The sequence below is a fragment of the Micromonospora sp. NPDC049201 genome (assembly GCF_055586805.1).
In genome coordinates, this window is record NZ_JBVJHM010000010.1 from 102614 (window position 1) to 115204 (window position 12591).

Below are 12591 nucleotides of genomic sequence, written 5' to 3' on the forward strand. Positions count from 1 at the left end.
CCACCGACTCGTACCGAACGGGAGTTCTCCCACATGATCGACACCTTCCGGCGTGGCTCGCGCCGGATGACGTTCCTCGTCCTCGCGGCCGGCACCGGCTTCTTCGCGATGCTCCAGTCGCTGATCACCCCGGTGCTGCCCACCATCCAGCACGACCTGCACACGTCGCCGAACACGGTGACCTGGGTGCTGACCGCCTACCTGCTCTCCGCGTCGATCTTCACGCCGATCCTCGGCCGGGTCGGCGACATGGTCGGCAAGGAGCGGATGCTCGTCGTCTCGCTCGCCGCGCTCGCGCTGGGCTGCCTGGTGGCGGCCGTCGCGCCGACCATCGGCGTGCTGATCGCCGCCCGGGTGGTCCAGGGCATCGGCGGCGCCGTCTTCCCGCTGTCGTTCGGCATCATCCGCGACGAGTTCCCCGCCGCCCGGGTCAGCTCGGCGGTCGCGTCGATCTCGGCCGTGGTGGCCGTCGGCGGCGGCTTGGGCGTCGTGCTCGCCGGGCCGATCGTGGCCACGCTGGGCTACCGCTGGCTGTTCTGGATCCCGCTGGTCGTGGTCGGCCTGACCGCGCTGGCCGCGCACCGGTTCGTGCCCCGCTCGCCGGTACGCACCCCGGGGCGGATCAACTGGCTCAGCGCCGTCCTGCTCTCCGGCTGGCTGGTGGCGCTGCTGCTGCCGGTCAGCAAGGGCGCCGCCTGGGGCTGGGCCTCCGGTCGGGTGACCGGGCTGCTCATCGTGGCCGCGGTGCTGCTGGCCGTCTGGCTGGCGGTCGAGGCCCGGGCCGCGAACCCGCTGATCGACCTGCGGATGATGCGGCTGCCGGCGGTCTGGACCACCAACCTGGTGGCGCTGCTCTACGGCGCCTCGATGTTCGCCGTCTACGCCTTCCTGCCGCAGTTCGCGCAGATCCCGACCAGCGCCGGCTACGGCTTCGGCGCCAGCATCACCCAGGCCGGGCTGCTCATGCTGCCCATGCTGGTCGGCATGTTCGCCGCCGGCCTGCTGGCCGGGCGGTTGGAGTCCCGGTTCAGCGCCAAGGCGCAACTGGGCACCGGCGCGGTGTTCAACGTGGCCGCCGCCGCGATGCTCACCGCCGCGCACGACACCCGCTGGCAGGTCGGCCTCGCCGGCGGCCTGGTCGGGCTCGGCATCGGGCTGGCGTTCGCCTCGATGGCCAACCTGATCGTGGGGAACGTGCCGGCCTCGCAGACCGGCGCGGCGACCGGCATGAACGCCAACATCCGTACCATCGGCGGCGCGATCGGCGCGGCGCTGGCCAGCACCGTGATCACCGCCAACCCGCAGCCGAGCGGGCTGCCCCGGGAGGCCGGTTTCACCGCCGGCTTCCTGCTGCTCACCGGCATCTCCCTCGCTGCCGCGCTGGCCGCGCTCGCCGTGCCCTCCGGCCGCCGCGCCCGGCCCCGGCGACACACCGGGCCGACGCCGGAGATCGCGCTGCCGCAGGCGACGCCCAGCACCCCCGCCCCCGCCCCCACCCCCGCGACCACGCTGCCGAAGACGGTCGGCGGGCTGGCGCCGGTGGGCCGCTGACCCGGCAGCCGGTGAGTTGTTAAGAGGGGGCCCCTGCTATGCGGAATGCGTTAACAGGGGGCCCCTCCTTGCACCTCAGCCGATGGCGGCGGTGAGGGCGGCCAGGTAGCCGTAGCGGTAGCCGTTGGCGTTCGGGTGGTACGCCTCGATCACGCCGCTGACGTCGCGGATCCACGGGTCGGCGGCGCACACCCCGTGCCCGGTGAAGAACGGCCGCGCGTCGACGAAGGTGGCCCCGGCCGCGCCGGCCCGGTCGGCCGTGACGCCGTTGAGCACGTCGGCGGCCTGGTTGAGGATCGTGCGCTTGTACCTGCTCATGGCGAGCAGCCCGCAGGAGCCGGTCTCGAACAGCCGCGGGTAGCCGAGCACCACCAGCCGGGCGTTCGGGGCCCGGTCCCGGATCGCCGCGTAGGTGGCGTCCAGCCGGGCGGGCAGCGTCGCGGTGGCGAACGCCTTGGCCCCGGCCACCGCGTTCTCGCAGCTCGACGTGCTGCCGAAGCGGCAACCGGTCATCACGTCGGCGAAGCCGGCGTCGTTGCCGCCGATGGTGATGGTGACCAGGGTGGTGGCGGTGCTGAGCTGGCCGACCTGGTTGTTCAGCACGTCCGCGGTGACCGCGCCGCCGCAGGCCGGGAAGCGGAAGCTGGTGACCGCGTGGGCCGCGGCCCAGAGCGGGGCGTACGACTTCTGGCTGCGCAGGCAGGTGGAGAGGTCGTACGGCCCGGCGCCGACGCCGGAGGAGTAGGAGTCGCCGAGGGCGACGTAGTTGACGGTGGCGGCACGGGCGGCGCCGGGCAGCAGCACGGCGCCGAGGACGGCCGCCAGGACCGCGGCGAAGACGGTACGGACGCGACGGGGCATGGGGGGACCTCCACGGGACAGGGGTGGTGGAGCCCGTTGACCGCGCGCGTGGTCGAGGGGACGGTGCTTGTTACTAGTCGGTAATGCTATCGAAACATCGACACTATTTGAATAGCCCCGGCCACCGACTCGGGGCGGATCCGTTTACATGTGTCGATTAGGTTGGCGGTGCGTACACCCGACGGAGGGAGTCCCACCCGTGCCACGCGCACTCTCGGCGGCGATCGCCGCCCTGACCCTCACCACCGCCGTCACCACCGTGACCGGCGCACCCGGCCAGGCCGCCCCGACCGGATGGGGCCGCCCGCACGTCTCGGCGGCCACCCCCACGCCGGGCAGTCCCGGGCTGGGCGACAGCTACTTCCCCGACTACGGCAACGGCGGCTACGACGTCGACCACTACGACATCCGGCTGCGTTACGAGCCGGCCACCGACCGGCTCAGCGGCACCACCACGATCCTGGCCACCGCCACCAAGGACCTGTCCCGGTTCAACCTCGACTTCGCGCTGGCCGTCGAGTCGGTCCGGGTCAACGGCTGGGCCGCCGGGTTCGCCCGCGCCGGCGACCACGAGCTGGTCGTCACGCCGGCCCGCCCGCTGGCCAGGGGCCAGCAGCTCACCGTCGTGGTGAAGTACGCCGGCGTCCCGTCGGAGACCACCGTCTACGGCTACACCGGCTGGACCCGCACCGCCGACGGCGCGCTCGCCGTGAACGAGCCCGAGTCGGCCTGGTGGTGGTACCCGAGCAACGACCACCCGAAGGACAAGGCCACCTGGGACATCTCCGTCTCGGTGCCGACCGGGCTCGAAGTGGTCAGCAACGGCGTGCAGCCGCGCGACCCGCTGCCCGAGGCCGGCAACCGCACCCGGTGGAGCTGGCGCAGCGTCAAGCCCGGCGCCACCTACCAGGCGTTCCTCGCCATCGGGCAGTACGACATCGTCACCGACACCGCGCCGAACGGGCAGCCGGTGGTGAACGCGTACAGCACCACGCTGGGCGAGCGCCTGCCGGCCGCCCGGGCCAGCATCGAACGCACCGCCGAGATCGTCGACTGGGAGAGCGGGGTGTTCGGCCCGTACCCGTTCGAGGCGCAGGGCGGCGTGGCCGGCCCGGTCGACGGCATCGGCTTCGCGCTGGAGACGCAGACCCGACCGGTCTACGGGCCGGGCTTCTGGCGGCGGGGCGCCAACCCCTACGTGGTGGTGCACGAGAACGCGCACCAGTGGTTCGGCGACTCGGTGTCGGTGGCGGCCTGGCGCAACATCTGGCTGAACGAGGGCTTCGCCTCGTACGCCGAGTGGCTCTGGTCCGAGGAGCAGGACGAGGGCACCGCGCAGGAGCTGTTCGACTTCACCTACGACAGCTACCCGGCCGACTCGGAGTTCTGGCAGGTGCTGCCCGGCGACCCGGGCGCCGGCCGGGTCTTCGACGACGCGGTCTACGACCGGGGGGCGATGGCGCTGCACCAGATCCGGCTGGCCGTCGGCGATCCGGCGTTCTTCCGGATCCTGCGCACCTGGACGGCACAGCGGCAGTACGGCAACGGCACCATCGAGCAGTTCCAGGCGCTCGCCGAGCGGATCTCCGGCCGGGACCTGGACGCGGTGTTCACCACCTGGCTGTTCACCGCCGGCCGACCCGAGCTGGCCGCCACCGCGCGCACCTCGGCGGCCCCGGCGCAGCCGGCCTCCTGGACGAAGATCCGGTCGGCGCACGAGCTGCTCGCCCGCTGACCGCAGCGGGTGTTAATCGGGGCCCCCTCCTCTACCGAATGCGTTAAGAGGGGGCCCCGCCTTACTCCTTACCGGGCGGCGAGCGGCTGGCGGGCCGGGTCGACCGGGGCGGGCAGCTCGCCCGCCCCGCCCAGGTACGCGTGGACCGCCGCGGCGGCGGCCCGCCCCTCGGCGATCGCCCAGACGATCAGCGACGCGCCCCGGTGCATGTCGCCGGCGACGAACACACCGTCGGCGGCCTGCCAGTCGGGGCGGGCGTCGATCGCACCCCGGGCGTTGCGGGCCACCCCGAACTGGGCCAGCAGTGGCTGCTCCTCGGTGCCCTCGAAGCCGATCGCCAGCAGCACCAGGTCGGCCGGGATCTCCCGCTCCGAACCGGGCAGCGGCGTGACGATGCGCCGGCCGTCGACCTTCTCCACGGTCACCTCGGCGATCCGCACGGCCCGGACCTGCCCGGTGCCGTCGTCCACGAACTCCTGCACCGCCACCGCGAAGACCCGCTCGCCGCCCTCCTCGTGCGCCGGGTAGGAACGCAGCAGCCACGGCCAGGTCGGCCACGGGTCCCGCGCGCCGTCGCGTTCGGTCGGCGGCTGCGGGTAGAGGTCGAGCTGGTGGACACCGGCCGCGCCCTGCCGGTGGGCCACGCCGAGGCAGTCGGCGGCGGTGTCGCCACCGCCGATGATCACCACGTGCTTGCCGGCCGCGTCGATCGGCGTGCCGTCCGGCAGCGTGGCGAGCGCGGGCCGCCCGTCGCCGGCCGCCGCCACCACCCGGTTCGCGGCCACCAGGTGCGACATCGCCTGGTGTACGCCGCGCAACGCCCGGCCCGGCGTCTGGAGGGTGTCCCGGCCCTGCAACGCGCCGCAGGCCAGCACCACCGCGTCGTGCTCGGCGCGGAGCTGCTCGGCGGTCACGTCGACGCCGACGTCGATGCCGGTGCGGAAGCGCACCCCCTCGGCGCTGAGCTGGGTCCCCCGGCGGTCGACGTGCTGCTTCTCCAGCTTGAAGTCGGGGATGCCGTAGCGGAGCAGGCCGCCGACGGCGTCGTCGCGCTCGTACACGGTGACCGTGTGGCCGGCGCGGGCGAGTTGCTGCGCGGCGGCCAGGCCGGCCGGGCCGGAGCCGACCACCGCCACCGATCGGCCGGTCGACACGGACGCCGGCCGGGGACGCAGCCCGCCCCGGGCCACCGCCGCGTCGGCGATCTCCACCTCGACCTGCTTGATGGTGACCGGCTGCTGGCCGCCCAGGCCGAGCACACAGGCCGCCTCACACGGTGCCGGGCAGAGCCGGCCGGTGAACTCGGGGAAGTTGTTGGTGGCGTGCAGCGACTCCACCGCGGCGTCCCAGTTGCCGGTGCGAACCAGGTCGTTCCAGTCCGGGATGCGGTTGCCCAGCGGGCAGCCGTCGTGGCAGAACGGGATGCCGCAGTCCATGCACCGGGTGGCCTGCTCGCGGATCAGCTCCTCACCGGCCGGCGGGTAGACCTCCCGCCAGTCCGTGATCCGCACCGGGACCGGACGACGGGCGGGCAGCCGCCGGTCGTAGCGCAGGAAACCGTTCGGGTCAGGCACGGGCCACCTCCTGGGCGACCACCCGCGGCGCGGGCGGCACGGACGCGGTCGAAGGTGTGGTGAGAGCACTCATCACCGCGTCGTCGACGTCGCGGCCGGCGGCTTCGGCGGCCCGCATGATCTCCATGACCCGGCGGTAGTCCCGGGGCACCACGGCGGTGAACTCCTCCACCGCCTCCGGCCAGCGCTTGAGCAGCGCCTCGGCCACCGCCGAGTCGGTCTCGGCGAAGTGCCGCTGGACCAGCTCGTGCAGGCGGTCGCGTTCCTCGTCGCGCAGGGGCGACAGGTCGACCAGCTCGGCGTTGATCCGCCGCCGGTCCAACCGGTGCACGAACGCGGTGCCACCGGACATGCCGGCGGCGAAGTTGCGCCCGGTCGGCCCGAGCACCACCACCGTGCCGCCGGTCATGTACTCGCAACCGTGGTCGCCGAGGCCCTCGACCACGGCCACCGCGCCGGAGTTGCGCACCGCGAACCGCTCCCCGACCCGGCCGCGCAGGAACACCTCGCCGCCGGTGGCGCCGTACAGGATGGTGTTGCCGGCGATGATCTGGTCCTCGGCGCGGTGGCCGGGCTCGGCGTCGCCGCCGGCGAACGGCGCGGCGGCGTCCGGCCGGACCACGATCCGCCCACCGGACAGGCCCTTGCCGACGTAGTCGTTGGCGTCGCCGTGCAGGCGCAGCGTCACGCCGCGCGGCAGGAACGCGCCGAACGACTGGCCGGCGGTGCCGCGCAGCAGGAACTCGACGGTGTCGTCGGGCAGCCCGGCGCCGCCGAACCGGCGGGTCACCTCGCCGCCGAGCATCGCGCCGACGCTGCGGTGCTCGTTGCGCACCTCGACCTCGACCCGGACCGGCGTGCCGTCGCGCAGCGCCGGACCGGCCAGCTCGATGAGCCGGTTGTCCAGCGCCACGTCGAGGCCGTGGTCCTGGGGCCGGACGCCGCGCCGGGCCGCGCCCTCGGGCAGCTCGGGCAGGTGCAGGACCCGGTGCAGGTCGAGCCCGTGGCCCTTCCAGTGGTCGATCGCGCCGGCCACGTCCAGCAGCTCGGTCTGGCCGATCGCCTCCTCGATGCTGCGGAAGCCCAGCTCGGCCAGGTACCCGCGGACCTCCTCGGCGAGGAAGAGGAAGAAGTTCTCCACGAACTCCGGCCGGCCGGTGAACCGCTCGCGCAGCACCGGGTTCTGGGTGGCGATGCCGACCGGGCAGGTGTCCAGGTGGCAGACCCGCATCATCACGCAGCCCTCGACGATCAGCGGGGCGGTGGCGAAGCCGAACTCCTCGGCGCCGAGGAGCGCCGCGACCAGCACGTCCCGGCCGGTCTTGAGCTGACCGTCGACCTGCACGGTGACCCGGTCGCGCAGCTTGTTGAGCAGCAGCGTCTGCTGCGCCTCGGCCAGGCCCAGCTCCCACGGGGTGCCGGCGTGCTTGAGCGAGTTGAGCGGGGACGCGCCGGTGCCGCCGTCGTGCCCGGAGATCAGGATGACGTCGGCCTTCAGCTTGGCCACGCCGGCCGCCACGGTGCCCACCCCGACCTCGCTGACCAGTTTGACGTGCACCCGGGCGGCCGGGTTGACGCACTTCAGGTCGTGGACGAGCTGGGCCAGGTCCTCGATGGAGTAGATGTCGTGGTGCGGCGGCGGGGAGATCAGGCCGACGCCCGGGGTGGCGTGCCGGGTCCGGGCGATCCACGGCCAGACCTTGTTGCCGGGGAGCTGGCCGCCCTCGCCGGGCTTCGCGCCCTGCGCCATCTTGATCTGGAGGTCGTCCGCGTTGACCAGGTATTCGCTGGTCACGCCGAACCGCCCGCTGGCGATCTGCTTGACCGCCGAACGCCGCTGCGGGTCGTGCAGGCGCTCGACGTCCTCGCCGCCCTCGCCGGTGTTGGACTTGCCGCCGAGGCGGTTCATCGCGATCGCGAGCGTCTCGTGCGCCTCCGCCGAGATCGACCCGTACGACATGGCGCCGGTGGCGAAGCGCTTGACGATCTCGGTGGCCGGTTCGACCTCGTCCAGCGGCACCGCCGGGCGGACGCCGGTGCGCAGCGTGAACAGCCCGCGCAGCGAGCCCGCCTTGGCGGCCAGCTCGTCGACCTTGGCGGTGTACTGCCGGAACACGTCGTACTGGCGGCTGCGGGTGGCGTGCTGGAGCAGGAAGACCGTCTCCGGGTTGAACAGGTGCAGCTCGCCCTCGCGACGCCACTGGTACTCCCCGCCGACCTCCAGCCGGTCGGTGGCGGGCACGCCGGGCGCCGGCCAGGCCAGCGCGTGCCGGGCCGCCACCTCGGCGTGGATCTCGGCCAGCCCGATGCCGCTGATGGTGCTCGGCGTGCCGCGGAAGTAGCGGTCGACCAGGCGGGTGTCCAGGCCGACCGCCTCGAACACCTGCGCGCCGCAGTACGACGACACGGTCGAGATGCCCATCTTGGACATGATCTTCAGGACGCCCTTGCCGAGCGCCTTGACGTAGTTGCGGACCGCCTTCACCCGGTCCACCCCGGCCAGGATGCCCGTGGAGATCATGTCCTCCACCGACTCGAACGCGAGGTACGGGTTGACCGCCGCCGCGCCGTACCCGATCAGCACGGCCGCGTGGTGCACCTCGCGGCAGTCGCCGGACTCGACGACAAGCGCCACCTGGGTGCGGGTCTGCTCGCGCACCAGGTGCTGGTGCACCGCGGCGGTGAGCAGCAGCGACGGGATCGGGGCCAGGTCGGCGTTGGAGTCCCGGTCGGAGAGCACCAGGATGCGGACGCCGTCCTCGATCGCCTCGGAGACGTGCCGGCAGATCTCGGTCAGCCGGGCCTTGATGCCGGCGCCGCCGTCGCGGATCCGGTAGAGACCGGAGACCCGGACCGCCTTGAAGCCGGGCAGGTCGCCGTCCTCGTCGATGGAGAGGATCTTCGCCAGCTCGTCGTTGTCGATCACGGGGTAGGGCAGCACGATCTGCCGGCAGCTCGCCGGGCCCGGGTCGAGCAGGTTGCCCTCCGGCCCGATGGTGGACGCCAGGCTGGTCACCAGCTCCTCCCGGATGGCGTCCAGCGGCGGGTTGGTGACCTGGGCGAAGAGCTGGTGGAAGTAGTCGTAGAGCAGCCGCGGCCGGGTGGACAGCGGCGCGATCGGGGTGTCGGTGCCCATCGAGCCGAGCGGCTCCGCGCCGCTGCGGGCCATCGGGCCGAGCAGGATCTTCAGCTCCTCCTCGGTGTAGCCGAACGTCTGCTGCCGGCGGCGTACCGAGTCGTGGGTGTAGACGGTGTGCTCGCGGGCGGGCAGGTCGTCCAGCTCGATCAGGCCGGCGTGCAGCCACTCCTGGTACGGCTGCGCGGCGGCCAGCTCGGTCTTGATCTCGTCGTCGGAGACGATCCGGCCGTTGACGGTGTCGACCAGGAACATCCGGCCCGGCTGGAGCCGGCCCTTCGCCACCACGGTGGCCGGGTCGAGGTCGAGCACGCCCGCCTCGCTGCCCAGCACCACCAGGCCGTCGCTGGTGTGCCACCAACGGCCCGGCCGGAGGCCGTTGCGGTCCAGCACCGCGCCGACGACCTCGCCGTCGGTGAACGCGACCGAGGCCGGGCCGTCCCACGGCTCCATCAGGCTGGCGTGGAAGCGGTAGAACGCGCGCTTGTCGGCGCGCATGTCCGGGTCGTTCTCCCACGCCTCCGGGATCATCATGAGCACCGCGTGCGGCAGGCTCCGCCCGGCCAGGTGCAGCAACTCCAGGACCTCGTCGAAGTTGGCCGAGTCGGACGCCGCCGGGGTGCAGACCGGGAAGACGCGGCGGATGTTGCCGGACAGGTGGGGACTGCGCAGCAGCGCCTCCCGGGCCTGCATCCAGTTCCGGTTGCCGCGGATCGTGTTGATCTCGCCGTTGTGCGCGATGAAGCGGTACGGGTGCGCCAGCGGCCAGGACGGGAACGTGTTGGTGGAGAAGCGCGAGTGCACAAGCGCGATGGCGCTGACCATGCGCTCGTCGGTCAGCTCCGGGTAGAACGCCGGGAGCTGGTCGGGGGTGAGCATGCCCTTCCACACCATGGTGCGGCCGGACAGCGACGGGAAGTAGGCGGGCACGCCCCGCTCGGCGGTCTCCCGCTCGACCTGCTTGCGCAGGCAGAACGCCACCCGGTCCAGGTCGAGCCCGGTCAGCGGGGAGCCGGCCGGGCCGGCGGGCGCGTCGGTCAGCCGGTGCGCGGCGACGAAGAGCTGCCGCACCCGGGGCATCGCCGCGAGCGCGGTCTCCCCCAGGCCGGACGGGTCGGTCGGCACCTCCCGCCAGCCGAGCACGTCGGCGCCCTCGACCAGCGCGTACTTGTCCACCACCCGGCGGGCGCGGGCCTCGGCGGCGTCGTCGTCGGGCAGGAAGACCAGGCCGGTCGCGTACTGGCCGGGCGGGGGCAGCGGGAAGTCGACGGTCGCGCGCAGGAACGCGTCCGGCACCTGGATCATGATGCCGGCGCCGTCCCCGGTGTTGTGCTCCGCGCCCCGGGCGCCCCGGTGGTCCAGCCGGCAGAGCGCCCCGAGACCGTTCGCGACGACCTGGTGCGAACGCCGCCCGTGCAGGTCGGCCACGAAGGCCACGCCGCAGGCGTCATGCTCGTACGCGGGGTCGTACAGCCCCGTCGTCGGCGGGGCCGGTTGCGGGCTGAGAGGGTACGGAAAGGCCACCGGGCCTCCTGTCGTCACTCAGGATGGATCATGGAGGGGACGACGTCGGCCCGCTGGGGTTTATTGAGTCTACGTTAGGGCGTGCCACGCAAGGCCAGTTCAGATTGATCACACTTCCAGATGCTGGGACGTGTAGTCTCGCGCGGTGGATCTCGTGCGTACTGACGTGCTCGACCGGTTGGAGCGGTTCTACGACGCGGTGCCCCGGGACGCGGCCCGGGTGGAGGAGTTCGACACCCTGGTGCTGTTCGTCCGGGACGGGGCCGGTTGGCCGTTCTACGCCCGGCCCCGGCCGGGCGCCACGGAGGCGGCCACGCTCGCCGAGGTGACCGCGGTCCGGGAACGGCAGCGCGAACTGGGCCTGCCGGAGGCGTTCGAGTGGGTGCACGAGCACCAGCCGAGCCTGCTGGCGGTGGCCCGCTCGGCCGGGCTGACCGTGCTGGAGGCGCCGCTCATGCTGCTGGAGGCGGAGCGGCTGCCCGACCCGGGCACGCTCAGCGACGTACCGATGCGGGTGCTGGACCCCGACGACCCCGGCTTCGCGGCGGACATCGCGCTGCGCCGGGCCGTCGCGGCGGTCGGCTTCGCCCACGGCGGCACCGCCCGGGGCGACGCCGGGCCGGCCGAACGGGACGCCGCGCTCGCCCGGCTGGACGTCGACGCGCTGGACGAGGAGGCGGCCCGGGTGGCCGACGGCCGGCGCGTCTCGGTGCTCGCCGGCACCCCGGCCGACGGCCCGCTGGCCAGCGGCATGGCGATGCGGGTCGGCGACGTGGCGGAGATCGCCGGGGTGGCCACCCTGCCGTCCGCCCGACGACGCGGGCTGGGCGCCGCGGTGACCGCCACGCTGGCCCGGGAGCTGCGCGCCGCCGGCACCGACCTGGTCTTCCTGAGCGCGGGCAGCGAGGACATCGCCCGGGTCTACCTGCGGGTCGGCTTCCGCCGGGTCGGCACCGCCTGCATCGCCGAGCCGGCCGCGGTCATCTGAGCACCCCCGGCGCAGCCCGCGCCGGGGCGGTCAGGACGGTGGTTGCCAGTCGGCCGCCGCCGCGGCGGCGGTGTTGCGCAGCCGCGGGCTGATCGTGCCCAGCGCGGCGTCCCGGGCGCGCAGCGCCAGCCGGCCCCGGGTCTGCAACACGGCCGACATCCGGCGGGTCTGCCGGACCATTGTCGCCGCCCGGGGACGCCGCAGCCGGTCGTACGCGGTCACCGCGTCCGGCAGCCGCGACTCGCGCAGCAGCCCGGCGAGCGTCGCCGCGTCCTCGAACGCCAGGCAGGCGCCCTGCCCGAGGTGCGGCGGCATGGCGTGCGCGGCGTCACCGAGCAGCACCACGCCGCCCGGACCGACCGGAAAACCGTACGATCGGGGCAACGGCCGCAGCTCGCGGACCTCCTGCTGCACCACGTCGACCGGATCGGTGGCCTCCAGCAGCGTGGCGATCGGCGCGGGCCAACCCGCGAACCAGCGCTTGAGCAGGGCGAGCTGAATCTCCGGCGGCTCGGGCCGGGGCGCGCCGGCGGCGGTCGCCACCCAGTAGATGCCGCCCCGGCGCGACGCCCCGGCGGTGCCCCGCTCGCCGAGCGAGGCGGCCACGAACCGGTAACCGGCGCCAAGCGTCTCGCCGTGCACCGGCTGGTCCTCGGGAAGCTGCGGGGCGCGGTACCAGGGGATGACCGCGCGCCAGGCGGCACACCCGGAACTCACCACGGCGGTCTCCGGGGCGAGCTGCCGCCGGATCTCGCTGTCCGTGCCGTCGGCGGCCACGACCAGGTCGGCGGAGAACGTGTGCCGGCCGTCGTCCACCGCCGGCCGTTCGCCGTCGACCGCGCGCACGCTGCGCACCGTCACCCCGGTACGCAGCTCCACCCGCTCGCCCAAACCGGCGATGAGCGCGTCGTGCAGGTCCTCCCGGTGCACCACCACCGGCATCCGCTCGGCCGGGACGGGGCGGGGCTGCACCAGCCACTGCCCGTCCGGGCGGCGGATCCCGCCGTCGGGCAGCGGTGTGGCGATCGCGTCCAGCCCGCCGCCGAGGCCGAGCGCGCGCAGCGCGCGTACCCCGTTCGGCCAGAGCACCACGGCGGTCGCCTCCGGCCGGACCCGGTCGGCCCGCTCCAGCAGCGTGACCTCCCACCCGGCGCGGGCCAGCGCGCCGGCCACCGCCATTCCGCCGAGGCCGGCGCCGACCACCACCGCGCTGCGCATGACT

At 73.9% G+C, this 12591-nt stretch carries 7 protein-coding genes; 3 read left to right on the forward strand and 4 right to left on the reverse strand.

Features of this window, described 5'->3' with window-relative positions:
- The first annotated feature begins 33 nt into the window (after nt 1-33).
- Entirely contained in the window at nt 34-1551 is a 1518-nt protein-coding gene (locus ACZ6O5_RS22185; protein WP_465979741.1) for an MFS transporter, read from the forward strand.
- A gap of 75 nt (nt 1552-1626) precedes the next feature.
- On the opposite strand, the gene ACZ6O5_RS22190 is transcribed toward ACZ6O5_RS22185, so the two are convergent.
- Nucleotides 1627-2412 (reverse strand): SGNH/GDSL hydrolase family protein, encoded by a 786-nt coding sequence (locus ACZ6O5_RS22190; RefSeq protein WP_465979743.1) that lies wholly within the window; start codon nt 2410-2412, stop codon nt 1627-1629.
- A 148-nt stretch (nt 2413-2560) separates the two neighbouring features.
- Here ACZ6O5_RS22190 and ACZ6O5_RS22195 point away from each other — a divergent pair, with 148 nt between their 5' ends.
- Nucleotides 2561-4147: a M1 family metallopeptidase gene (locus ACZ6O5_RS22195; RefSeq protein ID WP_465979745.1), complete on the forward strand. Its 1587-nt coding sequence runs from the start codon at nt 2561-2563 to the stop codon at nt 4145-4147.
- Nucleotides 4148-4215: 68 nt separating this feature from the next.
- Here ACZ6O5_RS22195 and ACZ6O5_RS22200 read toward each other — a convergent pair whose 3' ends face one another.
- Entirely contained in the window at nt 4216-5721 is a 1506-nt protein-coding gene (locus ACZ6O5_RS22200; RefSeq protein WP_465979747.1) for a glutamate synthase subunit beta, read from the reverse strand.
- Nucleotides 5714-10381 (reverse strand): glutamate synthase large subunit, encoded by a 4668-nt coding sequence (gene gltB, locus ACZ6O5_RS22205; protein WP_465979749.1) that lies wholly within the window; start codon nt 10379-10381, stop codon nt 5714-5716. Before gltB ends, ACZ6O5_RS22200 begins: the two co-directional genes overlap by 8 nt.
- A gap of 145 nt (nt 10382-10526) precedes the next feature.
- Here gltB and ACZ6O5_RS22210 point away from each other — a divergent pair, with 145 nt between their 5' ends.
- A complete protein-coding gene (locus ACZ6O5_RS22210; RefSeq protein ID WP_465979750.1) occupies nt 10527-11369 on the forward strand; it encodes a GNAT family N-acetyltransferase in 843 nt (280 codons plus the stop codon).
- Nucleotides 11370-11399: 30 nt separating this feature from the next.
- On the opposite strand, the gene ACZ6O5_RS22215 is transcribed toward ACZ6O5_RS22210, so the two are convergent.
- Nucleotides 11400-12587: an FAD-dependent oxidoreductase gene (locus ACZ6O5_RS22215; RefSeq protein ID WP_465979752.1), complete on the reverse strand. Its 1188-nt coding sequence runs from the start codon at nt 12585-12587 to the stop codon at nt 11400-11402.
- Nucleotides 12588-12591: the final 4 nt, after the last annotated feature.